The organism is Altererythrobacter sp. KTW20L, assembly GCF_023501975.1.
In the GTDB taxonomy this organism is placed as follows: Bacteria; Pseudomonadota; Alphaproteobacteria; order Sphingomonadales; family Sphingomonadaceae; genus Alteraurantiacibacter.
The window spans coordinates 129022-154965 of record NZ_JAMFLH010000011.1; the positions used below are offsets into that span (position 1 = coordinate 129022).

The window sequence follows — 25944 nt, forward strand, 5'->3', positions numbered from 1 at the left end:
GGACCGGCCCCCAAAAGAAAAGGCCCGCCCGCTCTGTTGAGCGGACGGGCCATATCCTTGTGCCGCAAGTGCGACGGGTCGGGCTTACTCGCCCTTCTTGAGCGCGGCGCCCAGGATGTCGCCCAGCGAGGCACCCGAGTCGGACGAACCGTACTGTTCCACGGCCTGCTTCTCTTCGGCGATCTGGCGCGCCTTGACCGAGAAGTTCGGCTTCTTGGAACGGTCGAAGCCGATCACCAGGGCATCGAGCTTCTGGCCGACCTGGAAGCGGTCCGGACGCTGTTCGTCACGGTCGCGGCCGAGGTCCGAGCGCTTGATGAAGCCGGTCGCGCCGTCATCACCAACCTGCACTTCGAGCCCGCCATCGCGCACTTCGAGAACGGTGACAGTGACGACCTCGTTCTTCTTCACGCCGCCAGCGCCGCCGCCAGCAGCCGAAGTCGCGCCGCCGGCTGCCGGAGCACCCTTTTCGAGCTGCTTCATGCCGAGCGAGATGCGCTCCTTCTCGATATCCACGTCGAGCACGATGGCGTTGACCATCTCGCCCTTGCGGTGAAGGGCGAGGGCGTCTTCACCCGAAATGCCCCAGGCGATGTCGGACATGTGGACCATGCCGTCCACGTCGCCCGGCAGGCCGATGAACAGGCCGAATTCGGTGGCGTTCTTGACTTCGCCTTCGACCTGGCTGCCCACGGGGTGCGTTTCGGCGAATTCTTCCCACGGATTGCGCTGGGCCTGCTTGAGGCCGAGCGAAATGCGGCGCTTGTCGGAATCGACCTCCAGCACCATCACTTCGACTTCCTGCGAGGTCGAGACGATCTTGCCCGGGTGGACGTTCTTCTTGGTCCAGCTCATTTCCGAAACGTGGACCAGGCCTTCGATGCCCGCTTCCAGTTCCACAAAGGCGCCGTATTCAGTGATGTTGGTCACCACGCCGCTGATCTTGGCGCCGACCGGGTACTTGGCGGCAACGCCTTCCCACGGATCCGATTCCAGCTGCTTCATGCCCAGGCTGATGCGCTGGGTATCGGCATTGATGCGGATGATCTGGACCTTCACGGTCTGGCCGATCTCGATCACTTCGCTCGGGTGGTTGACGCGCTTGTAGCTCATGTCGGTGACGTGAAGCAGGCCATCGATGCCGCCCAGGTCAACGAAGGCACCGTAATCGGTGATGTTCTTGACCACGCCATCGGTGATCTGGCCTTCGGCCAGGCCTTCGATCAGCTCGCTGCGCTGTTCGGCGCGGGTTTCTTCCAGCACGGCGCGGCGCGAAACCACGATGTTGCCGCGGCGGCGATCCATCTTGAGGATCTGGAACGGCTGCGGCATGTCCATCAGCGGGGTGACATCGCGCACGGGGCGGATATCGACCTGCGAACCGGGCAGGAAGGCCACGGCGCCATCGAGATCGACCGTGAAGCCGCCCTTGACGCGGCCGAAGATGCGGCCTTCGACGCGCTTGCCTTCGCCGAATTCGTTTTCGAGCTTGTCCCAGGCGGCTTCGCGGCGGGCGCGATCGCGGCTGAGCATTGCTTCGCCGTCGGCGTTCTCGACGCGGTCAACGAAGACTTCGACTTCGCCGCCGACAACCAGGCCATGCTCGTCTTCGCCGCGCGAGAATTCGCGCAGGGAGATGCGGCCTTCGGACTTGAGGCCCACGTCGATGACGGCAAAGCCGTTTTCAATGGCGGTGACAGTGCCCTTGACTACGCGGCCTTCGAAGCCGCCCTCGGCGCCGCCGAGCTGCTCATCAAGGAGAGCCGCGAAATCATCGCGGGTGGGGTTGGCAGTAGATGCCATAAGGTTGGAATTCCCGTATCATCAATTTACCGGCCAGGCGGTTGTATCCGCCGGTCTTTCTCCGCCTGTCGCACCATTGCGAAGGGCGGGCCAAGAGGCCGAACTGCCGCGAAGACCGAATGCCTTTCGCGGCATCCCGCGAGCCAGCCGGTAAAAGCGGGCCCAATGGACAGGCGCGCGCCTAGGCGAAAGGGGGCGCGAAAGCAAGGGAAAGCGGTCGATATTGCCTCGTACGGTTGACTTGGAAGCCGCGCTGGCCTGTTCTGCGGGATGAAAGAGGACCTGCCGATGTCACCCCTTGCCAAATGCCTCGTCCGCTATGGCGAATTCCACCGCGATGGCCGCAATGTTCTGACCCATGCCCTGGGCATACCCATGATTGTGCTCGCAATTACGGTGCTGCTTGCAAGACCGGCTTTCGAAATGCCGCTGCTGGGCTTTGCCGCAAGTCCTGCCATCGTTGCGGCCGCGCTCGCCGCGCTGTGGTATCTGCAACTCGATACCAAGTTCGGCCTGCTGATGACAGTGCTGCTCGCGGTGTTCATCTCGCTGGGCAAGGCGATTGCTGCCATCTCTGACGCCGCATGGCTGGGCGGCGGAATTGCCCTGTTCGTGGCGGGTTGGGCCTTGCAGTTCCTTGGCCATCACTACGAGGGAAGGAAGCCTGCTTTCGCCGACGATCTTCGCAGCTTCCTTGTCGGCCCGCTGTTCATGGTGGTGGAAGCTCTTTTCGCGCTGGGATTGGCAAAAAACTCAAGTGCGAGGTCGAGGCTACCGGCTAGGGGCAGGGCTGCTGCCCGGTGGCGGCGTTGACCGCTTCGATCGCCGCCGCAATCGCCTGGTCCTTGTCCAGTTCGGACGTATCGAGAACCACGGCATCTGCCGCCGCCACCAGCGGAGCTGTCGCACGGGTCCGGTCGCGTTCGTCCCGCTTCCTCAGGTCGGCTTCGATCTCGGCCAAGGTGTGGCTTTCACCGCGCTGCTGCATTTCGCTCCACCGGCGCAGTGCCCGCGCCTCCACACTGGCGGTGACGAAAAGTTTTACCTCGGCAGCGGGGCAAATCACCGTGCCGATGTCGCGCCCGTCGAGCACCGCTCCGCCGGGCAGGGCGGCATAGTCCCTCTGCCGCGCCAGCAGCGCCGCGCGCACTGCCGGATGGACCGAAACCCGGCTCGCCAGCCCGCCGGTCGCTTCGCTGCGCAGATCGGGATGGCCGAGCAGTTCCTCCGGAAAATTGCAGGCGGCCAGGGCATCGGCTTCGCTGTCCGGATCGCCGCCATTCAGCGCGACCTGATAACCGACCGCGCGATAGAGCAGCCCTGTGTCCATGTGCGGCAGGCCGAAATGACGCCCGAGCGCCTTGGCTATGGTGCCCTTGCCCGAGGCGGTTGGTCCGTCGACTGCGATGATCATCGTACGGCCTCTAGCGGGCAAATGCCGGGTTGAGAACAGCCAAGGCCCACCCTATCTGTCCGGCCAGAGGCCACGTCCTCTCGCGCAACCATTCGCGATCAAGTCCGGGACGGCCCGGCAGCAATCTTTCACAAGGAGGCTGTCCTGGCCTGGATATTCTTGTTTTTCGCCGGCCTGCTGGAAGTGGTCTGGGCCTATTCGATGAAGCTGTCCGACGGCTTCACCAAGCCGGGACCGGCCGTGGTGACGATCGTGGCGATGATATTCAGCTTCGGCCTGCTGTCGCTGGCGATGCGCTCGCTGCCGCTGGGCACGGCCTATACGATCTGGACCGGAATCGGCGCGGTCGGGGCCTTTATCGTCGGCATCGTGGTGATGGGCGAGGCCCTGACCGCCACGCGCGTGCTTGCCGCCTTGCTGATCGTTTCGGGGCTGGTGCTGATGAAGATATCAAGCCCCGTTTAGGCGCCGAGGCTTTCCATTAAGGCGATGAAGTTGGGGAAGCTCGTCGCGATGGGGCGGATGTCGTCAACCAGCACGCCTGCTTCGCTGGCCATGCCGGCAACCGCCATCGACATGGCGATGCGGTGATCGAGGTGGGTCTTGGCACGGCTGTTGGCGCTGCCGCGCAAGGGGGAGCCACCAGTCCCGTGAATGACCAGCCCGTCCTCGCGCTCTTCCACGCGGGCACCAGCGCCGGTCAGCGCCTCGGCCATGGCAGTGAGCCGGTCGCTTTCCTTTACGCGCAGCTCGTCGAGGCCGCTCGTCGTGGTCGTGCCCGATGCTAAGGCTGCAGCGACGAATAGCACGGGGAATTCGTCGATCATGCTGGGCGCAAGTTCGGGATCGACCGCGATGCCGGTCAGCGCCGAGTGCCGCACCCGCAGGTCGGCCACCGGCTCGCCGCCCACTTCACGCGGGTTCACTTCCTCGATGCTGCCTCCCATCTGTCGCAACACTGCGAACAGCCCGGCGCGGGTGGGATTGAGGCCGACATTCTCGATCAGCACGTCGCTGCCGGGGACGATCAGCGCAGCAACCACGAAGAAGGCGGCCGACGAGGGATCGCCCGGCACCACGATTGTCTGCGGCTTGAGCTCCGCCTCGCCCCGCAGGGTGATGATCCGCTCGCCATCCACCTCTTCTACAGTCAGGTCCGCACCAAACCCCTTGAGCATCCGCTCCGAATGGTCGCGCGTGGGCACGGGCTCGATCACCGTGGTTATCCCGGCGGTGTTGAGCCCGGCCAGCAGCACCGCGCTCTTCACCTGGGCACTGGCTACCGGCAGGCGGTAGGTGATCGGCACTGCGGGGCAGATACCGCGCAGGGTCAGCGGGAGGCGGCCGCCTTCACTTGCGTCGAATTCCGCGCCAACCATGGTCAGCGGCTCGATCACCCGGCCCATCGGGCGCTTCGACAGGCTGGCGTCACCAACGAAAGTGGCAGTAATCGCGTGGCTGGCAACAAGGCCCATGAGCAGGCGCGTGGAGGTGCCGGAATTGCCCATGTCGAGCGGCTCGGCCGGTTGCAGCAGGCCGCCCACGCCAACGCCGTGGATCGACCATGTACCGTCAGCCTCGCGGTTGATCGTTGCGCCCATCGCCCGCATGGCGGCGGCCGTGGCCAGCACGTCCTCGCCTTCCAGCAGGCCCGACACCCGCGTCTCCCCCACGGCCAGCGCGCCCAGCATCAGCGATCGGTGGCTGATCGACTTGTCACCCGGCACACGGATCGTGCCCGTCAGCGGACCGGTGGCATTGAAACGGCGCGGTTGCGGGGAGGTGGAAGACGAAGCGGACAAGGCGTGGACTTTCGCAACAGAGCGGGGCGCGGCGTCCTTGCCAGCGCCATGTCCCCATGGCAAGGCGCGCGACCTGTGCCACATGCTGCCCCATGCTGGAGGGCCTGCCCCGCGATGCGCCACTTGATTTCGGGTGGCGAATCGGGAAAGGGGCGCTTCCAGCTTATTGCATCGACATTTCCGCCTCCCACTTACGCGGCGGGCGACACTGAGGATTTTTAACATGGTCAAGCCAGAGTGGGGCGCCAAGCGCAGCTGTCCCAAGTGCGGTGAACGCTTTTACGACCTGGGCAAGGAAGACCCGGTAACCTGCATCGAATGCGGCAACCAGTGGACGCCGGAACCGGTGCTCAAGTCCAAGCAGCCCATCCCCTTCGAGGAAGTGAAGAAGGAGAAGGAGCTGGAGGAAGCCGATTCCGACCTGGCCGATGATGATCTGGAAGACATCGACGATGGCGAGGATTCGCCCGACAACGATGTTGACCTTGGTGGTGACGATGACCTCGGCGTCGATACCGGCAAGGGCGAGGACGGCGACGACGACGTTTGATCGCTATAGTTGCACGGCGAAGCGCGGGTGGTGAAAATTTGCCCTTGCGCTTCGTCCGGAACGGCCATATTGGGCCGCTTCCTCACCTCCCAGGGTGAGGAACAAGAATGGAACGGGGCCTTAGCTCAGCTGGGAGAGCGCTACAATGGCATTGTAGAGGTCAGCGGTTCGATCCCGCTAGGCTCCACCATTCGTTGAATTGAAAGACATCGCGCCCCCTTGGGCACGTTGACCGAATTAACCGCTGGCTGACGAGTATCGTCCGCCGGCGTTTTTGGCATTTGGCCGATTGGAGCAAAGGCAAAGCGCATGTTCGATACGCTGTCTGGCAATCTCGGATCCGTCTTCGACCGCCTGCGCGGCCGGGGGGCGTTGAGCGAGGCCGACGTGCGCGAGGCCATGCGCGAAATCCGCGTTGCCCTGCTCGAAGCAGACGTGGCCCTGCCTGTCGCCCGCGACTTCATCAACAAGGTGACCGAAAAGGCCGTTGGTGCCGCGGTCCTGAAGTCGGTCAAGCCGGGCCAGCAGGTCGTCAAGATCGTCAACGACGAACTGGTCGCCATGCTTTGCGGCGAGGATGCGGGCGGCGAGGAATCGGACCTGCACCTCGATGTGCGGCCGCCTGCCGTTATCATGATGGTCGGCCTGCAGGGATCTGGCAAGACCACCAGCACCGCCAAGATCGCCAAGCTGCTGCGCGAAAAGCACGGCAAGAAGGTCCTGATGGCCTCGCTCGACGTCAACCGTCCGGCGGCGCAGGAACAGTTGAAGGTGCTGGGCGAGCAGGTCCAGGTTGCCACCCTGCCGATCGTGGTGGGCCAGCAGCCGGTAGATATTGCCCGTCGCGCTCTCGAATCCGCGCGGCTGCAGAATGTCGATGTGCTGATGCTCGACACCGCCGGTCGCCTCCACGTCGATGCCGCGCTGATGGCCGAGATGAAGGCTGTTGCCTCGGTCTCCACCCCAGCTGAAGTGCTGCTGGTGGTCGATGCCCTGACCGGCCAGGACGCGGTCAACGTGGCGCAGAGCTTCAGCGGTGAAGTGCCGCTGACCGGCGTGGTGCTCACCCGCATGGACGGCGATGCCCGCGGCGGCGCGGCGCTGTCGATGCGTGCCGTCACCGGCAAGCCGATCAAGTTTGCCGGCACCGGCGAAAAGCTCGACGCGATCGAGCGCTTCCACCCGGCCCGCGTGGCCGACCGGATCCTTGGCATGGGCGATGTCGTGTCGCTGGTGGAACGCGCCGCCGAGGTCATCGACAAGGACGAGGCCGACAAGGTCGCGCAGCGCATGATGAAGGGTCAGTTCGACATGAACGACCTGCGCATGCAGCTGAACCAAATGCAGAAGATGGGCGGCCTCGGCATGCTGGCGGGCATGATGCCCGGCATGAAGAAGGCCAAGGCGGCGATGGATGCCAGCGGGGTGGACGACAAGGTCCTGCTGCACATGGATGCCATCATCGGCTCGATGACACCGAAAGAGCGCGCCAAACCCGAATTGCTCAATGCCAAGCGCAAGAAGCGCGTGGCGGCAGGCTCGGGCACATCGGTGCAGGACATCAACAAGCTGCTCAAGATGCACCAGGAAATGGGTCGCGCGATGAAGCAGATCCGCAAGATGGGCGGCATCAAGGGCCTCGCCTCGCTGTTCGGCGGTGGCGGCGGAATGGGCGGCGGTGGTGGCATGCCCGGCGGCGGGGGCGGGCTCCACGGCCTGCCCGGTGGCGGCCAGGGCGGACTTCCGCCAGACCTGCAGAATTTTCTCAAGAACAAATGATATTTCAGATAATTGAATTGGAAAGGTAACACATCATGGCAGTTTCTCTTCGGCTTTCGCGCGGTGGCGCCAAGAAGCGTCCCTATTACCGGATCGTGGTTTCGGACAGCCGCAGCCCGCGCGATGGCAAGTACCTCGAGCAGGTCGGCACCTATAACCCGATGCTCGCCAAGGATGACGACAACCGTGTCACCCTGAAGGAAGACCGCATCCGCTACTGGCTGGGCGTTGGCGCGCAGCCGTCGGACCGCGTGGCGCGTTTCCTCGACGTGGCTGGCATTCGCGAGCGCGATGCCAAGGTGAACCTCAAGAAGGGTGAGCCGGGCGCCGCTGCCAAGGCCCGCGCTGAAGACCGCGCTGCCAAGGCTGCCGAAGCCGAGGAAGCCGCCAAGGCCGCCGAGGAAGAAGCCGCTGCTGCTGCCGCTGCACCGGCCGTGGAAGAAGAAGCTCCTGCTGCTGAAGAAGCTCCTGCAGCCGAGGAAGCTCCTGCTGCTGAAGAAGCTGCAGCCGAGGAAGCACCCGCTGCCGAGGAAGCCACCGAAGAAAAGCCGGCGGAGTAATCCGTTTGGCCAAGGATACGCCCGTTACGCTTGCTGCCATCAGTGGCGCGCATGGCGTGACGGGCGAGGTTCGCCTCAAGCTGTTTGCCGATGGCGTCGCCTCGTTGAAGCCGCACAAGGTGTTCAACGGCGGCGCCCTCACGCTGCAGAATCTGCGCGATGATACCAAGGGCGGGGCCATCGCCCGCTTTGCCGAGATCGCCGATCGCAACGCGGCGGAAAAGCTGCGCGGCACCACGCTCACCGTCCCGCGCACCGCCTTGCCGCCCCTGGCCGAGGGCGAGTATTACCACGCCGACCTGCTCGGCCTGGCCGCCGTATCGGATGCCGGCGAGCACTTGGGCAAGGTCATCGCCATCGACAATTACGGCGCGGGCGACGTAATCGAGATTGAGCGTCCGGCGGCAGAGGGCGAAAAGCCCAAGCGCTTCATGGTGCCCATGCGTGCCGATGCCGTGCCCGAATGGGATGAAACGCGGCTTGTGATCGTCGCCGCTTTCGCTGAAGACTGACAGCGATGGGTTCGACACTCGCCTGGATTGCGCTCGCTTTCGCGCTGCCCTTGCTGGCAGGTTTTGCGTTCGCCCGCCTGCGCCCGGCCATGCCCGCGCCATTTGCCGCCATGCTCGCCGCAGTGCCCATGCTGGCAGCCTTCGGACTGCTGGTCGCCGTGCTGCACGCGAGCGACAGCGCCGCGCCGTTCGGTACGCTGGCAGTAGTTGTGTTCGGGTCGATGGCGCTGCTGTGCGGGTTCGGCCTTGGCATGGTGGGCCACCTGCTTGGCGCGCGTCGGCGCAAATGACTTTCTCCGCCACCGTCCTTACCCTTTACCCCGAGATGTTTCCCGGCCCGCTTGGCCTGTCGCTGGCCGGGCGAGCACTGGAAGAGGGCGCGTGGTCGCTCGACACCGTGCAGATCAGGGACTTTGCGACAGACAAGCACCGCACCGTCGACGATACGCCGGCGGGCGGAGGTGCGGGGATGGTGCTCAAGGCAGATGTGCTGGCCGCTGCCATCGATCATGCACGGGCGGCCAATCCCGGCGTACCTGTTCTGGCGATGACCCCGCGCGGCAAGCCGATCACCCAGGCGCGCGTGCGCGAACTGGTGGCAGGGGGCGGGGCAATCCTGCTGTGCGGCCGGTTCGAAGGGTTCGACGAACGGATCTTCGCCGGGCGCCAGGTCGAGGAAGTGAGCCTGGCCGATATCGTCCTGTCCGGCGGGGAGCCTGCCGCGCTGGCCATTCTCGATGCCTGTGTGCGCCTCCTGCCCGGCGTGATGGGGTCAGGCCACAGCGGGGTGGAGGAAAGCTTCGAGGGCGGACTGCTGGAATATCCGCAATATACCCGGCCTGTCGAATGGGAAGGTGAAGCCATTCCCGACGTGCTCCGGTCGGGCGATCACGCCAAAATAGCCGCCTGGCGCAAGGCGCGGGCCGAGGCGGATACGCGAGCGCGCCGACCTGACCTATGGGATCGCGCGAAGGCGTCGAAACCAGGTCTCGAGTGACGCAGTTCGCCCTTGCATCGCGGGCCGTTCCAGCCTAGGGCGCGCCTTCCAAAACGGACCGGGCAACCGGCTCCGTACTTGGCGCTGTTCCCTTAAGTGCTGCGATCGGGGGAGCAGGCTATCAGACGCATCGGCATGGGCCGGGCGCTTCAACGGTCACGCAGGCCGGTCTTTCAGGAACGCCAACGGGGCGTTCTGGGCCAGCCTGCCTCTGGTGCGCGGCGAAAAATAAGGATTGGGACCATGGGTCTTATTCAGGAGCTCGAGGCAGAAGCCATCAGCGCGCTCAGCGAAGGGAAGGACATTCCCGATTTCCGCGCCGGCGATACCGTGCGCGTGGGTGTGAAGGTTGTCGAAGGTACGCGCAGCCGCGTGCAGAACTTCGAAGGCGTGGTGATTGCCCGCTCGAACCGCAGCATCAACAGCAATTTCACCGTCCGCAAGATGAGCTTCGGCGAAGGCGTGGAGCGCGTGTTCCCGCTCTACTCGCCCAGCATCGATGCGATTACCGTGGTGCGCCGCGGCATCGTGCGGCGTGCCAAGCTCTATTACCTGCGCGGCCGCACCGGCAAACGCGCTCGTATTGCGGAGCGTCGCGATACCGTTAGCCAGTAATCGCCTGAATTCGCGCTTCGGCGCAGGAAATCAAAGGGGCGGTTCCGTGCTGACGGAGCCGCCCCTTTTGCATGTCCCGGGCCCATTGCGCCCGGTCGAACAGTTATCCGAGAATGGAGAAACAAGTGGGTTATCGAGTTGCAGTAGTAGGCGCGACAGGCAACGTGGGTCGCGAGATGCTCGCCATCCTGGCCGAGCGCGCCTTCCCGATTGACGAAGTGGCGGCGGTCGCCTCGTCGCGCAGCCAGGGCAGCGAAGTCGAGTTCGGCGAAACCGGCAAGATGCTCAAGTGCCAGAACCTGGAGCACTTCGACTTTGCCGGATGGGACATGGCCCTGTTCGCCGTTGGTAGCGATGCCACCAAGGTCCACGCCCCGCGTGCGGCAGCCGCAGGCTGCGTGGTGATCGACAACTCGTCGCTTTATCGCATGGATCCCGACGTGCCGCTGATCGTGCCCGAGGTGAACCCCGATGCGATTGACGGCTATACCAAGCGTAACATCATCGCCAATCCCAACTGCTCCACCGCGCAGATGGTGGTGGCGCTGAAGCCGCTGCACGATGCGGCGAAGATCAAGCGCGTGGTCGTGTCCACCTACCAGTCGGTTTCCGGCGCGGGCAAGGCGGGCATGGACGAGCTGTTCGAACAGAGCCGCGCGATCTTCGTGGGAGACCCGGTCGAGCCGCGCAAGTTCACCAAGCAGATTGCCTTCAACGTGATCCCGCATATCGACGTGTTCCTTGATGACGGTTCCACCAAGGAAGAGTGGAAGATGGTGGTCGAGACCAAGAAGATCCTCGACCCGAAGATCAAGATCCAGGCCACCTGCGTGCGGGTGCCGGTGTTCGTGGGCCACTCGGAATCGATCTCCATCGAATTCGAGAACGAGATTTCGGCCAAGCAGGCGCAGGATATCCTGCGCGAGGCCCCGGGCATCATGCTCATCGACAAGCGCGAGGACGGCGGATACGCCACCCCGGTGGAATGCGCGGGCGACTATGCCACCTTCGTTTCCCGCGTGCGCGAGGACCCGACGGTGGAGAACGGCCTGGTGCTGTGGTGCGTGAGCGACAATCTGCGCAAGGGCGCGGCGCTGAACGCCGTGCAGATCGCCGAACTGCTGGGCCGGCGGCATCTCAAGAAGGGCTAGGACTCTCCTGCAAGTGGAAATGATCGACAGCTTCGACGGCACGCCCCTCGCCATTCACCGGATTGGTCCGAAGGATGGCGGGGGGCGGCCGGTGCTGTTGCTCCACGGCCTCTTCTCCAGTGCCGATATGAACTGGATCCGCTTCGGCCATGCGAAGGCCATGGCCGATGCCGGGTTCGAGGCGATCATGCTGGATCACCGCGCCCACGGTGACAGCGGTGCGCCGCAGGATCCGGCGGCCTATCCGGCGGGAGTTCTGGCGCGCGATGTCGAGCATGTGGTCGGCGCGCTTGGCCTTGATGATTTCGACCTTGTCGGCTTTTCGATGGGCGGGCGGACGGCGGCGGCGGCAGTGATTGCCGGACTCGTGCCGCGCAGGCTGGTGCTGGCGGGGATGGGGCTGGAGAGCCTCGACAACTGGGCGCGGCGCGCGGCCTTCTTCATCGATGCCATCGATCGATTCGAGGAGGTGAAGCAGGGCGATCCGGCCTTCTTCACCGTGCAGTTCATGAAGACCATGAAGATCGACCGGGTGGCGGCGCGGCTGCTGCTGGAATCGGACATGGAAATCGATCCGACTGGCCTGTCGCGCATCACCATGTCCACGCTGGTACTATGCGGCGAGGATGACCGCGACAACGGCTCGCCCCATGCTCTGGCCGAGGCGCTGCCCGATGCCCGCCTCAAGCTGATCCCCGGCACCCATATGAGCAGCGTGACCAAGCCCGACATGGGGCAGGCGATCGAGGAGTTTCTGTCAGAAGATTAGGCCGCAACACGGGCCTGATGCGAAAAGGGGCGCCGTCCGGTGTGGATGGCGCCCCTTTTGCGTTTGTTTCCCGGGAGGGAAGCGGATCAGGCCTGCTCTTCGGCCGCCGCTTCTTCTTCCTCTTCCGCGGGGGGCAGTTCGCCCAGTTCGCGGTTGGGATCGAGTTCTTCGGTGAAGCCTTCGGTTTCTGAACGCTCTTCCTCGGCCTGGTTGCCGATCACGTCGACACCCTGGCGCTGGAGTTCGGCTTCATCGTCCGAGCGGGCGACATTGGCTTTCACCGTCACCTGCACTTCAGGGTGAAGCTGCACGGTCACGTCGAACATGCCCAGCGTCTTGATCGGCGCGCCCATGATGACCTGGCGCTTGTCGACCTTGTGACCAAGGGCAACGAGACCATCGGCCACGTCACGCACGTTGACCGAACCATAGAGCTGGCCGGAGTTCGACGAGGAACGGATCAGCACGATTTCAGCACCGGCAACAGTCTCGCCCTGCTTTTCGGCAGCGGCGCGACGGTCGGCGTTTTCCTTTTCGAGGCGTTCGCGGTTGGCTTCGAACACCTGGCGGTTGGCATCGTTGGCGCGCAGCGCCTTCTTCTGCGGCAGCAGGAAGTTGCGGGCGTAGCCGTCCTTGACGGATACGACATCACCGATGGTGCCGAGGTTCTCGATGCGTTCGAGGAGGATGATTTGCATTGGACCTATCCCCTCACTTCACGATGTAGGGCAGCAAGCCCAGGTGGCGTGCGCGCTTGATGGCACGGGCCAGTTCGCGCTGCTTCTTGGCAGAAACGGCGGTGATGCGGCTCGGCACGATCTTGCCACGCTCGGACATGAAGCCCTGCAGCAGGCGCACGTCCTTGTAATCGATGACAGGAGCGTCCTTGGCCGCGAACGGGCAGGACTTCCGGCGACGGAAAAACGGGCGGGCCATCAGTTACGCTCCTCACGCGGGTCGCGGCGCTTACGCTCGCGGTCAACCTTGCGCATCATGGCCGAGGGGCCTTCTTCCAGCTCGTCCACCGCAATGGTGAGCCAGCGGATGATGTCTTCGTTGATGCGGTTCTGGCGCTCGAGCTCGGCGACCAGGGTGCCCGGGCCATCGATGTTGAGCAGCACATAGTGCGCCTTGCGGTTGCGGTCGATCTTGTAGGCGAGGCCCTTCAGGCCCCAGGTTTCGGTCTTGACGACCTTGCCACCCATGCTTTCCACGATTTCCGTGGTGCCGGCAGCCAGCGCATCGACCTGAGCCTGGCTCAGATCCTGACGCGCGAGAAACACGTGCTCGTAAAGAGCCATGTCACGCTTCCTTTCATGTCCATGCCGATCGCTGGCTTATCCCGCGCGGATCGCGGGGGCCCCTCCGGCTTTCTTCTTTCCCGGTAAATCCGGTTTCCACGGGGCCCGTCGGCCCCGCGGAAGAGGGGCACATAGACGATTTGCCCACGAACGCAAGCCGCGCTAGCAAGTGGGCGACATTGTGGAGAGATCAATATGCTGCGTGCCCTGTTCGCTACGACCGGAATGCTCCTTTTGGCAAGCGGTGCGTCCGCGCAGCCGGGGCCGCCCCCGCCGCCCGCCGAACCCGGCCTCGAACTGCTTTACCGTTCCACCGTTACCCTGGGGCAGGCGCTCACGGTGGGTGAGACCTCGCGCGGTACCCGCCGCATCATCCCGATCACCGGCGGCACCTTCGAAGGGCCGGGCATCCGCGGCGAAATCCTGCCGATGGGCTGGGACTGGCAGCTCGATCGTGCCGATGGCTGTACCGAGATCATCGCCGACTATTTCCTGCGGACCGACGATGGCGTGGTGATCAACGTGGTCAATTCGGGCGTGCTGTGCGGCGGACCTGCCGCCGATGGCACTCCGCGCCCGGTCCGTACCAGCCCGGTGTTCGAAGCGCCGCTGGGCAAGTACGAATACCTGTCGCAGGGCGGCTATATCGGTACGCTGGGTTTCGACCCGGCGGCGCAAGTCCCGGCGGTGGTCATCACGGTTTACCGGTCGAACTGAGCGGGGCGCCTTGCCGTGGGGCTCGCTTCACGGCAAGGCTGTTGCCGGATAACTTTTCCCCCGAGGTATTGTAATGGCTACCGGCCTCGTCGCGCTGCTCGACGACATTACGGTGATCGCCCGCGTGGCGGCGGCATCGGTTGACGATATCGGCATGGCCGCGGGCCGGGCGGGGTCCAAGGCGGCCGGCGTGGTGATCGACGATGCGGCGGTCACCCCGTCCTATGTCACCGGTTTCACGCCCGATCGCGAGCTGCCGATCATAGCCAAGATCGCCAGGGGTAGCCTGATCAACAAGCTGGTCTTCCTGCTTCCGGGTGCCCTGCTGCTGAGCGAGTTCCTGCCCTGGGCGATCATCCCGCTGCTGATGCTGGGCGGCCTGTTCCTGTGCTATGAAGGCGCGGAAAAGGTGATCGAGAAACTCGGCGGCGTAAAGCACGGGCAGACGCTTGAAGATCCCATTACCGATGTCGCGGCCTTCGAGAAGGCGCGGGTATCCGGCGCGATTCGCACCGATCTGATCCTCTCGGCTGAAATCATGGCCATCACCCTGAGTGAAGTGGCGGCGGAAACTCTGGTGACGAGGGCTGGTGTACTGGCGGTGGTCGGCATCGTGATCACGGTGCTCGTCTATGGTGTCGTCGCGCTGATCGTTAAGATGGACGATGTCGGCCTGCACCTGGCCCGGAAGCCTTCACCCGCAGCGCAGGGCACGGGGCGCGCGCTGTTGTTGGCAATGCCCAAGCTGCTGGTCGCGCTGTCGGTGATTGGCACCGTAGCCATGCTGTGGGTCGGGGGCGGGATCGTGCTGCACGGGCTGGAGGAGCTGGGCCTGGGCGGGCTGACGCACCTGGCGCACGATATTCAGCACGTTGTGGAGGCTGCCACCGGCGCGCTTGGCGCTGTGCTGGGCTGGCTGACCTATGCTGCGCTGTCGGGCATAGTCGGGCTGGCGCTGGGCTCGATCATTGCCCTGTTGCTGCACAAGGTGTTCCACCTCGGCGGAAAGAAGGCGGAACAGGGCGCCTAGGCCGCGTTGCGGCGCAGGCGGCGCTCCTCGCCGACCCATTGTTCGAGCGAATCCCAACAGCGCCCGTCGCTCGCTTCCACGCGGCCATCTGGATGGGCGACGAACCACGGTTCCACGTCGGCGGCGCGTGGATCGACCACCAGCGGGGTGAGCGCGCGTTCCGAGCTGACCTGCCAGCCGAGCACGTTTGCCTTTACCAGATCGACCTGGTTATCGTCGAAATAGGCGCTGAGCAGGTAGGTGCCCGCTTCCGCCGGAACCATCCCCACGCCCGCCGGGCGGTAGCTTTTCACCATCATGCCAGCTCCCTTGCCTTGACCCGTGGCTAGGGCAGGGGCCTGAAAGCAGGGCGAACGAGCAGGGTAAATGCGCAGGTAAGGCTAGAGCCGCGAAAGCAGGTCTTTCGCGAACTGGCTCAACGTATCGTCACGCGCACCCATGATGACCACGCGGTCGCCCGGTTGGCTCAGCTCGACAATCCGGTCACCGCAAGCCTCGCGGGTGGGCAAGTGTTCGGCATTTCCGCCATGATCGCGGATCAACGAAACGATGCGTTCGGTCCCTTCGGTCCTGTCCGTCGTTCCGCCGAAATAGACCGGATCGCACATGATGGTCACATCGTCCGGGCCGAGTTCGCGGGCGAAAGTCTGCGCCAGTTCGCGGCCCATCTGGCGCAAGGGGCCATAGCCGTGGGGCTGGAAGAAGGCGATTACCCGGCCGGGCTGGCCCTTCAGTGTGCGCAGGGTCGCGCGGCACTTTTCCGGATTGTGGCCGAAATCGTCGATCACCGTCACGCCTTTGGTACTGGTGCCGACAATGTCGAACCGCCGCGCCAGACCCTTGAAGCCCGACAGCGCCGTGGACGCATCATGCAGCTCGACACCCGCCGCCACGGCCCCGGCAATGGCGGCGAGGGCATTGGACAGGTTGTGCAGGCCCGGCATGGGCAGGCGCAGGGAATGGGCCGTGTCGGTCCGACGGTCCACCAGGATGGCGCTGATACTGCGGGCATCCTGCCGGATGGTCCCCGGTTCGATTCCGATGTCGGCGCGGGGATGATCGATGGCGAAGGAAATTCGCTTCTTCGCCCGCTCGCCCAGGAAGCGCGCGTCCTCGTCGTCCCAGTTTACCGCCGCCGTGCCGCCGCGCGCCACGAAATCGCCGAACAGGCGGCGCAGTTCCTCGATGCTCTTGTGGTCGAGGCTGACGTTGAGCAGCACCGAGACGCCGGGGTTGTAGAGGTCGATCGACCCGTCGCTTTCGTCCACCTCGGCCACGAAGGTGCCGTGATAGCCGACCCTGGCGCTGGCGAAGGGATTGGCGGCATCGGTGAAGTTCTTCATCACCGCACCATTCATTATCGTGGGATCGCGGTCATCGCATTCCAAGATCCAGCCGATCATGCCGGTCACCGTGCTTTTCCCGCTGGTCCCGCCTACTGCGATGGAATGGGGCGCGGCGTTGAACAGGCGGCTGAGCAGTTCGGCGCGGGTGAGGCGCGGGCAGTCGAGAGCTATGGCGCGGGCGACTTCGGGCACGCTGTCCTCGATCGCGGCACTGGCCACCAGCACCTGCCGCGGTGAGACAACACCGCTGCCGTCCTGCGGGTGCAGGACGATGCCCTGCGACTGGAGCCAGGCGAACTTCTCCGGTGTGCGGCCCTGGTCGAAGCTGCGGTCCGATCCGGCCACTTCTGCCCCCATCCCGCGCAAGATCATGGCGAGGGGCAGCATGCCCGATCCGCCGATGCCGACGAAGAAGAAGGGATGGGTGAGCAGGGTTTCGTCTGGGATGGCGATCATGCCTTACGCCTATTCTGGCAGTGGCGCTTTGTGAAGCGGATGTTAGGGATGGGGCATGGTGACGACGACAATTGCTCTCTGCTGTCCGGGAAAACCGCTGCTGCGCGAACGGGCCGATGCGGTGCTGGACCTGGCGGCGCGCGAGTTTCCGCAGGTGGAACTGCACTTTCACGAGCAATGCTTTGCCGAACACGGCCACTTTGCCGGGGACGACGCGACCCGGCTTGCCGCCCTGCTCGAAGTGGCGAACGATCCTGCGGTCGATGCGGTGTGGTTCGCCATGGGCGGCTATGGCTCCAACCGCATTGTGGGCGAGGCGATTGCCGGGATGGGTCCGGCGGCGCGGGACAAGACGTTCCTCGGATATTCGGACTGCGGGACCTTGCTTGGCGCGTTTTTTCGCCATGGCATCGGCAGGCCGGTGCACGGACCTTTGGCTGGCGATATCCGTCGCGAGGGTGGCGAGGATGCGGTGCGGCGCGTGCTGGGCTACTTAACCGGGGACCCGTCCGGCCTTGAGCCCGGGCTGGACGAGCGCCCTGCGGTGGCTTTTAATCTTATGACCCTGGCCATGCTGGCGGGTACTGAATTAATGCCCGACCTTACTGGTCACGTGGTGCTGGTGGAGGAAGTTGCCGAGCATCTTTACGCCGTGGACCGCCTGTTCTTCCACGTGACCCAGCACTTGCGGACAGTGGCCGGCATCAGGCTGGGACGCATATCGGAGGTGCCTGAGAACGACCGCCCCTTCGGCTATTCGGACGAGGAGATCGCCCGCTACTGGTGTGCCAAGTCGGGCATTTCTTACCTCGGACGCGCCGACATCGGGCACGATGCTGCCAACAGGATTGTCCCCTTCGGTCTTGCCCGATAGCCCGAGCAATCCTAGGCGCTCGCCCTGATAACGAGGAGTTTGGCAATGATCGCATTCGTCTTTCCCGGCCAGGGCAGCCAGAAGGTGGGCATGGGCGTGGAACTGGCCGCTGCCAGCGCCGCCGCCCGCGCCGTGTTCGAGGAAGTGAACGACGCGCTGGGCCAGGACCTGTTCGCCGTGATGCGCGAAGGGCCGGAAGATGCGCTGACCCTGACCGAGAACGCCCAACCTGCCATCATGGCCCACAGCCTCGCCATTGCCCGCATCCTGGAACACGATTTCGGCCTGTCGCTGGCGGCAAAGGGCGAAGCGGTGGCAGGCCATTCGCTGGGTGAATACTCGGCATTGGCAGCAGTCGGCGCGTTCAGCCTGGCCGATACGGCCCGCCTGTTGAAACTGCGCGGCCGCGCGATGCAGGCCGCAGTGCCGGTGGGCGTGGGTGGAATGTGCGCGCTGCTGGGGGCCGATCTGGAGAAGGCGCAGGCCCTCGCCGAAGCCGCTGCGCAAGGTGAAGTCTGCGAAGTCGCCAATGACAACGATCCGGGGCAGGTCGTCCTGTCGGGCCACGCAGGCGCAATCGCCCGCGCGGTCGATCTGGCGAAGGAGTTCGGCTGCAAGCGCGCCGTGCCGCTGCCGGTGTCCGCACCGTTCCATTGTTCACTGATGCAGCCCGCCGCCGACGCCATGGCCGAGGCGCTGACGCGCACTCCGCCGCGGCCCATGGCGTTGCCGGTCTATTCAAACTTCACCGCCACGCTCACCAGCGATCCCGCCGCGGAGCTGGAGCTGCTAGTGAAACAGGTGACAGGCCGCGTCCGCTGGCGCGAATCCATGGAAGCGATGGGCGCTGCCGGGATTACCCATTTCGTGGAACTGGGCGGCAAGGTCGTCGGCCCGATGATCCGCAAGATCGTGTCCGAAAGCGAGCAGACGAGCCTGGTGACAATGGCGGAACTGGAAGGGTTCGCCAAGGAGCTATAAAAGCTTCGCTCGCAGAGGCGCAGAGGCGCAGAGGGGTCGATAAATCAGATGCTTCGGATCGACGAGATCAGCGGAATCGTGGTTGACAACTCTATCCGGATTCATCGTGATCTGGGGCCTGGACTGCTTGAGAGCGTCTATGAAACTGTGCTTGTGGGAAGTCTTCAGCGTCAGGGAATGAAGGTTGACCGGCAATTGCCGGTCGCTATTCAATTCGATGGCATGGTGTTTGATTGCGCTTTCAAAATGGATTTGTTGGTGGACGACCAACTCGTCATCGAGATCAAATCGGTCGAACGCCTTGCCAACCTTCATGCAAAGCAACTCCTCACATATCTGCGTTTAGCGGGGCGAACCGTCGGGTTGTTGCTCAATTTCTCGGGTGAAACCATGAAGGAAGGGATCAGGCGGGTGGTGAACAATCACCCATCACGGTAATCCTCTCTGCGCCTCCGCGCCTCTGCGAGCGCCCCCTTTTTTTTGCAAGGATAGTGCAATGTTCGACCTTACCGGAATGAATGCCCTGGTAACCGGTGCTGCCGGCGGGATCGGTTCTGCCATCAGCCGCGCGCTGGCGGCACAGGGTGCGCGGGTGGCGCTGTCTGGCTCCAACGGGGCCAAGCTGCGGGCCTTTCGCGAGGAACTGAACGAGACCTATGCCCACCACGATCATGATGGCCATGTCGAGATTACCTGCGACCTGTCCAACACCACGCAGGTGGAAGAACTGATCCCCGCCACAGTCGATACGCTTGGCGGGATCGACATCCTGGTGAACAATGCCGGCATCACGCGTGACAACCTCGCGATGCGGATGAAGGACGAGGAATGGTCGCAAGTCATAGCGATCAACCTCGAAAGCACCTTCCGCCTGATGCGCGCCGTTGCCCGGCCGATGATGAAGGCGCGGTTCGGGCGGATCATCACCATCACCAGCGTGGTTGGCGCCACCGGCAATCCAGGCCAGATGAACTATTGCGCCGCCAAGGCCGGGATCACCGGCATGACCAAGAGCTTCGCGCAGGAAGTGGCGAGCCGCGGCATCACCGCCAACTGCGTCGCTCCCGGCTTCATCCGCACGCCCATGACCGAAGTCCTGACCGACGACCAGAAGGCGGCGATCAATGGCCGCATCCCGATGGGCCGCATGGGTGAGGGTGAGGATATCGGCGCTGCCGTGGCCTTCCTGGCCAGCAGGCAGGCCAGCTACATCACCGGCCAGACGATCCATGTGAACGGCGGCATGGCGATGTTGAGCTGATCCTCCTCCGAAGGGGGAGGGGGACCATGCGAAGCATGGTGGAGGGGCGCCAGACCTGTCCGCCCCTCCACCGTCCTGCGGACGGTCCCCCTCCCCGTTCCGGGGAGGATAGGTTTTATCCCCAAGGAATCACCCTTTGCTGGCAGGAATTGCGACTGAATCCTTGCCCCATGGTGCCCCCCGGTTAAGACTGGCTGGAACATTTCCGGCGCCTGCGGGCGATTCCGGCCTATTCCGGTCAGGACGCTGATCTGCTGGGCACCAAGAGGGGTTAGTAAACGCGATGAAGGCCACCATCGAACGCGCAAAGCTGCTGCGCTGCCTGTCCCACGTGCAATCGGTGGTGGAGCGGCGCAACACGATTCCGATCCTGTCCAACGTGCTGATCGAGGCTTCGGCCGACAGCACGGTGCGCATCATGGCGACGGACCTTGACCTCCAGGTCACCGAAAGCCTCGATGCCGCCAGCGTGGAAAGCGCCGGTTCGATCACCGTTTCGGCCCACCTGCTGTTCGATATCGCCCGCAAGCTGCCCGATGGATCGCAGGTCAGCCTCGAAACCGCCGACAACCGCATGGTGGTCAAGGCGGGCCGCAGCCGGTTCCAGTTGCCCACCCTGCCGCGTGATGATTTCCCGGTGATTGTGGAAGGCGACCTGCCGACCAGCTTCGAGATTGCCGCCGCGACCCTCGCCGAACTGATCGACCGCACGCGGTTCGCCATCAGCACTGAGGAAACGCGCTATTACCTGAACGGCATCTTCCTCCACGTGGCGGACGACGATCGCCCCGTGCTGAAAGCCGCCGCGACCGACGGCCACCGCTTGGCGCGCTTCACCATCGACCGTCCTGCCGGTGCAGAGGGCATGCCCGATGTTATCGTGCCAAGGAAGGCCGTGGCCGAACTGCGCAAGCTGCTGGAAGAATCGCTTGATTCCAACGTGCTGGTGGACCTGTCGCCCTCAAAGATCCGGTTCTCGCTCGGCGGGTCGGGCGGGGTGGTGCTGACTTCTAAGCTGATCGACGGAACCTTCCCCGATTACAGCCGCGTGATCCCGACCGGCAACGATAAGCTGCTCCGGCTCGATCCGAAAAGCTTCTATGCCGGCGTTGACCGTGTGGCGACCATCGCCACGGAAAAGACCCGCGCGGTGAAGATGGGCCTTGAGACTGACAAGGTCACCCTGTCAGTCACCAGCCCCGACAACGGCAACGCGGCCGAGGAAATCGCCGCCGACTACCGCTCGGACCCGATCGAGATCGGCTTCAACGCCGCCTACCTCAAGGACATCCTCGCCCAGATCGACGGCGACACGGTGGAACTGCACCTGGCCGACGCCGGCGCGCCGACCCTGATCCGCAAGGATGAGAAGAGCCCGGCGCTGTATGTACTGATGCCGATGCGGGTCTAGGCTGTATCGATATTCAGTCCATAGCGGCCTGCAAATGGCGCCATGCTGCGCTTCCGGTGCTCACGACCATAGAGGTCGCTCCGCGCCGGTTCTCGCCCGGCACCATTTTCGGCTCACTCTGAACGGAATCTCGACACAGCCTGCGAGGTTCATGCAACCGGCGGCTAACCCTTAGCCCGGATCATCGCTGCCACATCGACGAACTTCTCCCGCGGCGCGCCTTCGCGGGCGGCTTTTTCCTCAGCCTCCTCGATCTTCTTCCAGTCGCGGAAGGTGACTACGTGGAGCTGGCGGGTTTCTGCCAGTTCATCAAAGCCTTGGCGGCCTTTCCTGTCACCATGGCCCAGAGCGCCGGAGGCTAGGTCCTCGGCGATCTTCTCGACCACTGAGTAGCCATCGGGCCGGTTGGTGCCGATCGTGCCCGATGGGCCGCGCCGTGCCCAGCCGACGCAATAGAGGCCGGGCATGATGCGCCCTTCGTCGTTGGCGAAACGGCCTTCGCGTTCCTCGAACGGGACACCGGGAATGGGCACGCTGCGATAGCCGATGCAGGCCACCACCAGGTCGGCGGGCAGGACATCGCGTCGCCCGGTGCTGACAGCCTTGCCGCGCACGACTTCGGTCTCCTCGACCACCACGCCGGTCACCTTGCCATCACTCCCTTGCAATTCAACGGGTTGGGCGAAGAAAGCGAATTCGATGGCGACCGGTTTTTCGGCCCGGATATCTTCGGGGATGGCGGCGAACTGGCGCAGCAGGGTCACGCTCTTGCGCAGGCCCGGTTCGAGCAGCGCGTCCTCGCCCTCTGGCGGCAGGTCGCCGCGGTGGACGTGCGGGCTGGCGCGTTCCAGCTTGCCAAGCTCGCCCAGTTCCTTCGGCGTCATCATGATCTGGTGCGGCCCGCGCCGGCCCAGCAGGACGACGCGCTCGATATTCGACGCTGCCAGCAGGTCGAGCGCGTGGGCAACGATGTCGCTGCCGGCAAATTCCTGCGGCGTTTTCGACAGGATGCGCGCCACGTCCAGCGCCACATTGCCCATGCCGATGACCACCGCCGTGCGGCCTGACAGGTCGGGATCGAGCGCGGCGAACTGCGGGTGGCCGTTGTACCAGCCGACAAAGGCGGCACTGCCAAACACGTTGCCAAGGTCAGCGCCGGGAATGCCCAGGTCGCGGTCTTTGGGCGCGCCGGTGGCGAGGACGACCGCATCGTAAAGGCCCTTCAACTCCTCAATCGAGATATCCTTGCCCACGGTCACATTGCCGACAAAGCGCACGTTGTCGGTCAGCGCGACCTGTTCATAGCGACGGGAGACGCCCTTGATCGATTGGTGGTCGGGCGCGACACCGCTGCGGATCAGGCCGTAAGGCACTGGCAGGCAATCGAAAATGTCCACCCGGACATCGTCGCCGAAGGACTTCTGCGCGGCTTCGGCGGTGTAGTAACCCGCCGGTCCCGAACCGATGATCGCGATATGCCGCATGGCCATCTGGCTGTTCCCTCTCGTTGATCATGGAGTGTAACCCAACCACGCCGCCGCTCAAGCACAACCGTGCTATGCCGGAGTGGTTAATTTGGGCATGAAATTGTCGCAGATTTCGCTGCACAATTAACGGTTTTTCAAACGCATGAAGCGCATTGGCCCAAGGATGAACGCGGTCCGCAAGAAACTCGGGTTAGAGCCCGTGCCACAGGCCGAGAATTCCCGCACCGCCGAGCCGGTCCTCGAGCGGGGCGAGGGCCTGCGCGCGTCGCCCACGGATGATACTTCCGGGGTGGATGTTGCGGCACCCCCCGAAGCGACAGCGGACCGGCGGTCGGGCACCCGGCGTGAGCTTTCGGCTGATCGTGCATTTGCCCCGTTGGACACCGAAGCAGGAGAGATTGCCGGATCGGGCTGGAGCACCTGGCCGATCCTGACCCTGAGCATGACGCTATCCACTTTGGCGGCGCTCTTGCTTACTGGCACATGGCCCGGACCCGCTGCTGCGGTTGCGCTTGTCGCAGCATTGCTGGCGGTCGCGCTGGCCGACCTGCAACGCAAAAGAAACCGGAAAGGCCGCTCGGCCGATGCCATAAATGTTTCACTGGCGCTGCCGCTGGTGCCGCTGTTCCTGTTCGGACTGGGCATCGGTGGCTGGGTCGCCCATGGCAGCCTGGGATGGGACGCGGCAGGGGCCTTCCTGTCGGTCACTGCGATCATCTCGGCTGTCTATCTGCGCAAGCAGCCTGGCCTCAGCCTTGCCGGCCCGTGGTTCCTGTGGCTCGGCGCGGTGCTGGCCGATGTCTGGAGTGGCGGCATTCTGGGACTGGCCGGCGCGGGGCTGGTGGCAGGCCTTGCGGCACGCGAGCAAATCCGCGTGCAGAAACACGAAGACAGCCTTCGTGCCGCGCAGATGAGGGCACAGAACCGGGCGCGGGACATCCTGTCCGAATATGAGGACACCGGGCAGGGCTGGTTCTGGGAAACCGACCGGCGCTCGCAACTGACATATGTCTCCGATGCAGTCGCCCGGGTGCTGGGAACCGAGGCAGAGGCCTTGATGGGACGACCGCTGGTAGCCCTGTTCGACCTGTCCGATGCCAGCGAGGCGAGCGAGCGCACCTTGATGTTCCACTTGTCCACCCGTTCCGCCTTCAAGGAACTGCCGGTGCGCGCTGCTACGGCGGGGGGGGACCGGTGGTGGTCGATCAGTGGGCGACCGATCTATGACGGGTTCAACAATTTCATCGGTTTCCGCGGTTCGGGCACCGACCTGACCGAACGCAAGCGCAGCCAGGAAGAGGTCTCGCGCCTCGCCAATTTCGATTCGCTCACCGGCCTGGCCAACCGCTTCAAGATTACCAAGGTGCTGGAGAAGATCCTCACCTCGCAGCAGGAGGCGAACCGCGCCTGCGCGATCTTCCTGCTCGACCTCGACCGCTTCAAGCATGTCAACGATACCATGGGCCACCCGGCAGGCGATGCCTTGCTCAAGCAGGTGGCGCAACGGCTCGAACGGGCAGTGGGCAAGCTCGGGCAGGTCGGGCGGCTGGGCGGTGACGAATTCAAAGTCGTTATTCCCGGCCGCCAGACCAAGCAGCTGCTCGGCGAACTTGCGCTCGAGATCATCCACTCGCTGTCGCAACCCTATGCCCTGGAAGGGCAGCGGGTGATCATCGGGGCGTCGATCGGCATTGCCATGGCCCCGCAGGATGGCGACAACTCCGACGATCTGGTGCGCAACGCCGATCTGGCGCTCTATGCCGCCAAGGACGGCGGGCGCGGGCGGCACCATTTCTATGCCGAGGATCTCCACGCCGAAGCCGAGGCGCGCGCGCAACTGGAAGAAGACCTGCGCGATGCGATCACCAAGGGCGACCTGCAGCTGTTCTACCAGCCGGTCATTTCCATCGCGACCGAGAAGATCGAGGGCTTCGAGGCGCTGCTGCGCTGGCAGCATCCGGTCAAGGGCTGGATTCCGCCGGACCGCTTCATCGCCACGGCCGAAGATACCGGCATGATCACCCAACTGGGCGAATGGGCCTTGCGCACCGCCTGTGCCGACCTTGCGGAGATGCCCGAGAACGTGCGCGTTGCCGTCAATGTCTCGCCGCTGCAGTTTTCCAGCCCGCAACTGCCGGTGGTGGTTGCCCAGGCCATTGCCCAGGCAGGTATCCGGCCCGACCAGCTCGAACTGGAGATCACCGAGAGCGTGTTTCTGTCCGACGACAAGGGCACCGATGCCATGTTCAAGGCGCTAAAGCGGGTCGGAGTGCGCCTTGCGCTCGACGATTTCGGCACGGGCTACTCTTCGCTCGGCTATCTCAAGAAAGCGCCGTTCGACAAGATCAAGATCGACCAGAGTTTCGTGCGCGGCGCCACCCAGCCGGGTAGTCGCAACGGGGCGATTATCGCCTCGATCACCAGCCTGGCCAAGGCTTTGGGCATGGAAACCACGGCCGAAGGCGTGGAAACGCTCGACGAGCTCGATCTCGTCCGCCGCCATGGCTGCAGCCATGTGCAGGGCTATATCTACGAGCGCCCGCTGGACAAGGCCGCTACCCACGCCCGTCTCGCCTCGGGACTGGCAGCAGTGGCGCGCGGCCCGCGCTCGGCCCGGGCTCCGCGCCAAACGATGTTGCGTAAGGTTATCCTCGATCACCAGGGCAAGCTTTACGATGGCACCATCCGCAACATCTCGACCAGCGGGGCACTGATCGAGGGGCTGTGGAACGTGCCCGTGGGGACCGTATTCAAGCTCCAGATATCGCAGGATTTCTTCGTCGGCTGCACCACGCGCTGGACACTTGATGACCGCATGGGAGTGGAGTTTTCCAATCCGCTGCAACGTGATGAAGGCGGGCAGATTCTTGCCGTGCAGGGCCCGCCGCCGAGAAAGGCCCCGGCACCAAGACTCGCAGCGGCTGCAGCACAATCGCCGGCAAGACCTCCTATGGCGTCGCCTGCTGTCTCTGCTGCTGCCTCTCCGGCCGTCTCTCAGGCCACCTCTCCGGTTCAGCCACAGGCTGCAAGCCCGGCCCGGCCCGCGCCGCGAGCCGCCGCGCGTTAGGGAATTATCAAGGCTGTTGCTTTACATTTCCTTGAAAGCAGACAGGGGATTTTCCTGTTGG

At 64.2% G+C, this 25944-nt stretch carries 28 protein-coding genes and 1 tRNA gene; 20 read left to right on the forward strand and 9 right to left on the reverse strand.

The features are described from left to right. Positions 1–84 precede the first annotated feature (84 nt). Positions 85–1803 carry a 30S ribosomal protein S1 gene (rpsA, locus tag M3P36_RS12305; protein WP_249703919.1) on the reverse strand — a complete coding sequence of 573 codons (1719 nt, stop codon included), beginning with the start codon at positions 1801–1803 and terminating at the stop codon, positions 85–87. Between the two features lie 288 nt (positions 1804–2091). On the opposite strand from rpsA, the gene M3P36_RS12310 reads away from it, so the two are divergent. Further along, positions 2092–2616 carry an Mpo1 family 2-hydroxy fatty acid dioxygenase gene (locus M3P36_RS12310; RefSeq protein WP_249703922.1) on the forward strand — a complete coding sequence of 175 codons (525 nt, stop codon included), beginning with the start codon at positions 2092–2094 and terminating at the stop codon, positions 2614–2616. Here M3P36_RS12310 and M3P36_RS12315 read toward each other — a convergent pair. After that, the gene (locus M3P36_RS12315; protein ID WP_249703924.1) at positions 2582–3217 is read right to left on the reverse strand and encodes a (d)CMP kinase; all 636 of its coding nucleotides are present in this window, start codon (positions 3215–3217) and stop codon (positions 2582–2584) included. The genes M3P36_RS12310 and M3P36_RS12315 overlap by 35 nt on opposite strands. A gap of 144 nt (positions 3218–3361) precedes the next feature. On the opposite strand from M3P36_RS12315, the gene M3P36_RS12320 reads away from it, so the two are divergent. Continuing rightward, positions 3362–3682, forward strand: a complete 321-nt coding sequence (locus M3P36_RS12320; RefSeq protein ID WP_249703993.1) for a DMT family transporter — start codon at positions 3362–3364, stop codon at positions 3680–3682. Here M3P36_RS12320 and aroA read toward each other — a convergent pair. Further along, positions 3679–5019: a 3-phosphoshikimate 1-carboxyvinyltransferase gene (gene aroA, locus M3P36_RS12325; protein WP_249703926.1), complete on the reverse strand. Its 1341-nt coding sequence runs from the start codon at positions 5017–5019 to the stop codon at positions 3679–3681. The two genes, M3P36_RS12320 and aroA, sit on opposite strands and share 4 nt — an antisense overlap. Positions 5020–5242: 223 nt before the next feature. On the opposite strand from aroA, the gene M3P36_RS12330 reads away from it, so the two are divergent. From M3P36_RS12330 to M3P36_RS12375, 10 genes are all read left to right on the forward strand, one after another. After that, a complete protein-coding gene (locus tag M3P36_RS12330) occupies positions 5243–5569 on the forward strand; it encodes a TIGR02300 family protein (protein WP_249703928.1) in 327 nt (108 codons plus the stop codon). A gap of 114 nt (positions 5570–5683) precedes the next feature. Further along, a tRNA-Ala gene (locus M3P36_RS12335) sits at positions 5684–5759 on the forward strand. Positions 5760–5878: 119 nt separating this feature from the next. Continuing rightward, positions 5879–7348, forward strand: a complete 1470-nt coding sequence (gene ffh / locus M3P36_RS12340) for a signal recognition particle protein (protein WP_249703930.1) — start codon at positions 5879–5881, stop codon at positions 7346–7348. Between the two features lie 35 nt (positions 7349–7383). Then, positions 7384–7908: a 30S ribosomal protein S16 gene (rpsP, locus tag M3P36_RS12345; RefSeq protein ID WP_249703932.1), complete on the forward strand. Its 525-nt coding sequence runs from the start codon at positions 7384–7386 to the stop codon at positions 7906–7908. A gap of 5 nt (positions 7909–7913) precedes the next feature. Then, positions 7914–8420, forward strand: coding sequence for a ribosome maturation factor RimM (gene rimM / locus M3P36_RS12350; protein WP_249703933.1), 507 nt, complete (start codon positions 7914–7916; stop codon positions 8418–8420). 5 nt (positions 8421–8425) lie between these two features. Beyond that, positions 8426–8710: a hypothetical protein gene (locus M3P36_RS12355; RefSeq protein ID WP_249703935.1), complete on the forward strand. Its 285-nt coding sequence runs from the start codon at positions 8426–8428 to the stop codon at positions 8708–8710. Beyond that, on the forward strand, positions 8707–9417 hold the full coding sequence (gene trmD, locus M3P36_RS12360) for a tRNA (guanosine(37)-N1)-methyltransferase TrmD (RefSeq protein ID WP_249703937.1): 711 nt from the start codon (positions 8707–8709) through the stop codon (positions 9415–9417). Before M3P36_RS12355 ends, trmD begins: the two co-directional genes overlap by 4 nt. 243 nt (positions 9418–9660) lie before the next feature. Next, positions 9661–10032 carry a 50S ribosomal protein L19 gene (gene rplS, locus M3P36_RS12365; protein WP_249703938.1) on the forward strand — a complete coding sequence of 124 codons (372 nt, stop codon included), beginning with the start codon at positions 9661–9663 and terminating at the stop codon, positions 10030–10032. A 125-nt stretch (positions 10033–10157) separates the two neighbouring features. Continuing rightward, positions 10158–11183: an aspartate-semialdehyde dehydrogenase gene (locus M3P36_RS12370; RefSeq protein ID WP_249703941.1), complete on the forward strand. Its 1026-nt coding sequence runs from the start codon at positions 10158–10160 to the stop codon at positions 11181–11183. A gap of 19 nt (positions 11184–11202) precedes the next feature. Beyond that, positions 11203–11952 carry an alpha/beta fold hydrolase gene (locus M3P36_RS12375; protein ID WP_249703942.1) on the forward strand — a complete coding sequence of 250 codons (750 nt, stop codon included), beginning with the start codon at positions 11203–11205 and terminating at the stop codon, positions 11950–11952. Between the two features lie 86 nt (positions 11953–12038). Here M3P36_RS12375 and rplI read toward each other — a convergent pair whose 3' ends face one another. From rplI to rpsF, 3 genes are read right to left on the reverse strand one after another with little or no spacing between them, the layout of a single operon-like run. Then, positions 12039–12650 carry a 50S ribosomal protein L9 gene (rplI, locus tag M3P36_RS12380; RefSeq protein ID WP_249703944.1) on the reverse strand — a complete coding sequence of 204 codons (612 nt, stop codon included), beginning with the start codon at positions 12648–12650 and terminating at the stop codon, positions 12039–12041. A 13-nt stretch (positions 12651–12663) separates the two neighbouring features. Then, the gene (rpsR, locus tag M3P36_RS12385; protein ID WP_249703946.1) at positions 12664–12888 is read right to left on the reverse strand and encodes a 30S ribosomal protein S18; all 225 of its coding nucleotides are present in this window, start codon (positions 12886–12888) and stop codon (positions 12664–12666) included. Beyond that, a complete protein-coding gene (gene rpsF / locus M3P36_RS12390) occupies positions 12888–13253 on the reverse strand; it encodes a 30S ribosomal protein S6 (RefSeq protein WP_249703948.1) in 366 nt (121 codons plus the stop codon). The genes rpsR and rpsF overlap by 1 nt, the downstream gene beginning before the upstream one ends. A gap of 195 nt (positions 13254–13448) precedes the next feature. Here rpsF and M3P36_RS12395 point away from each other — a divergent pair, with 195 nt between their 5' ends. After that, positions 13449–13970: a DUF3237 domain-containing protein gene (locus tag M3P36_RS12395; RefSeq protein WP_249703950.1), complete on the forward strand. Its 522-nt coding sequence runs from the start codon at positions 13449–13451 to the stop codon at positions 13968–13970. A gap of 73 nt (positions 13971–14043) precedes the next feature. Further along, positions 14044–15000 (forward strand): DUF808 domain-containing protein, encoded by a 957-nt coding sequence (locus M3P36_RS12400; protein ID WP_249703952.1) that lies wholly within the window; start codon positions 14044–14046, stop codon positions 14998–15000. Here the strand turns inward: M3P36_RS12400 and M3P36_RS12405 are convergent. Then, a complete protein-coding gene (locus M3P36_RS12405) occupies positions 14997–15299 on the reverse strand; it encodes a hypothetical protein (protein ID WP_249703953.1) in 303 nt (100 codons plus the stop codon). The two genes, M3P36_RS12400 and M3P36_RS12405, sit on opposite strands and share 4 nt — an antisense overlap. An 81-nt stretch (positions 15300–15380) precedes the next feature. Further along, positions 15381–16802, reverse strand: coding sequence for a glutamate ligase domain-containing protein (locus M3P36_RS12410; RefSeq protein ID WP_249703956.1), 1422 nt, complete (start codon positions 16800–16802; stop codon positions 15381–15383). A 55-nt stretch (positions 16803–16857) separates the two neighbouring features. Here M3P36_RS12410 and M3P36_RS12415 point away from each other — a divergent pair, with 55 nt between their 5' ends. From M3P36_RS12415 to dnaN, 5 genes are all read left to right on the forward strand, one after another. After that, on the forward strand, positions 16858–17676 hold the full coding sequence (locus M3P36_RS12415; protein ID WP_249703958.1) for an LD-carboxypeptidase: 819 nt from the start codon (positions 16858–16860) through the stop codon (positions 17674–17676). Positions 17677–17721: 45 nt separating this feature from the next. Continuing rightward, on the forward strand, positions 17722–18657 hold the full coding sequence (gene fabD, locus M3P36_RS12420; RefSeq protein WP_249703960.1) for an ACP S-malonyltransferase: 936 nt from the start codon (positions 17722–17724) through the stop codon (positions 18655–18657). 48 nt (positions 18658–18705) lie between these two features. Beyond that, the gene (locus tag M3P36_RS12425) at positions 18706–19095 is read left to right on the forward strand and encodes a GxxExxY protein (RefSeq protein WP_249703962.1); all 390 of its coding nucleotides are present in this window, start codon (positions 18706–18708) and stop codon (positions 19093–19095) included. Positions 19096–19153: 58 nt separating this feature from the next. Beyond that, positions 19154–19918 (forward strand): 3-oxoacyl-[acyl-carrier-protein] reductase, encoded by a 765-nt coding sequence (gene fabG / locus M3P36_RS12430; protein WP_249703964.1) that lies wholly within the window; start codon positions 19154–19156, stop codon positions 19916–19918. A 283-nt stretch (positions 19919–20201) separates the two neighbouring features. Beyond that, on the forward strand, positions 20202–21329 hold the full coding sequence (gene dnaN, locus M3P36_RS12435) for a DNA polymerase III subunit beta (protein ID WP_249703966.1): 1128 nt from the start codon (positions 20202–20204) through the stop codon (positions 21327–21329). A gap of 164 nt (positions 21330–21493) precedes the next feature. On the opposite strand, the gene M3P36_RS12440 is transcribed toward dnaN, so the two are convergent. Further along, positions 21494–22813 (reverse strand): FAD-dependent oxidoreductase, encoded by a 1320-nt coding sequence (locus tag M3P36_RS12440; RefSeq protein WP_249703995.1) that lies wholly within the window; start codon positions 22811–22813, stop codon positions 21494–21496. A gap of 202 nt (positions 22814–23015) precedes the next feature. On the opposite strand from M3P36_RS12440, the gene M3P36_RS12445 reads away from it, so the two are divergent. Beyond that, complete coding sequence (locus M3P36_RS12445) at positions 23016–25883, forward strand: EAL domain-containing protein (protein WP_249703968.1); 2868 nt, start codon at positions 23016–23018, stop codon at positions 25881–25883. The last annotated feature ends 61 nt before the right edge of the window (positions 25884–25944 follow it).